Genomic DNA, 631 nt, shown 5'->3' with positions numbered 1-631 from the left:
GAAGGCGGAGCCTGACGACAGGACGCTGCGGCGCATAGGCATCACCCCACGGAGAGGATCCCGCATTCACTCCAGTGTGCGCCCACGGTTTGGGACGCGCCTGTGGACCACGTGTCTCAAGACGGTCGGTAGCTTGCACCTCGTACGGCAGTAGCCGGGCTGCCCCCAACCGTAAGAGGCGTGAGCGCCGCCTGGCTGAGTTCTTGCACCCGCCCGGGACGTATGGTTACGTCCAGCGCATGCCGGTCTTGGTCAGTTGTTCGATTCGTTCGGGTGTCAGCGTTGCGGCCCGGGAGCGTTGGTTGCTGATCCAGGCCCCCAGCTTGAGCTCCCGTACCTCGTGGTCCTCGCCACTACCCCCGTTCCCGCCGCCGTCGATGATGATCGTCTCGATGTGCTTGCGTGGTACCCGCAGGTGTCCTTCGCGTTCGTAGTACTGCCGGGCGGCGGCGAGGTGCAGCGCCCACGTCTGTGCCTGGCTGGTCCGCAGGGGCGGTTTCTCGCCGTCGGTGGCGGGTGTGATGCCGAGGACGTGTTCACACATCCACTGCTGCACGGCCGTCTGATGACCTGCGGGTTTTTGTCGGTGATGGTTCGGCGTTGTGATGTCAGTGGATAGGTATCGGGCTCT

1 protein-coding gene is annotated in these 631 nt (G+C 64.7%); it reads right to left on the bottom strand.

Annotation, left to right across the window (positions count from 1 at the left end):
- Positions 1-226: 226 nt before the first annotated feature.
- Complete coding sequence (locus E2E34_RS34725; RefSeq protein WP_138905770.1) at positions 227-544, bottom strand: helicase associated domain-containing protein; 318 nt, start codon at positions 542-544, stop codon at positions 227-229.
- Positions 545-631: the final 87 nt, after the last annotated feature.

Origin of the sequence: Streptomyces albidochromogenes, assembly GCF_005981925.1 — a bacterium.
Taxonomy (GTDB): Bacteria; Actinomycetota; Actinomycetes; order Streptomycetales; family Streptomycetaceae; genus Streptomyces; species Streptomyces albidochromogenes.
Note: the sequence above shows the minus strand (reverse complement) of the source record. Positions and strands in the feature narration are given on the sequence as shown.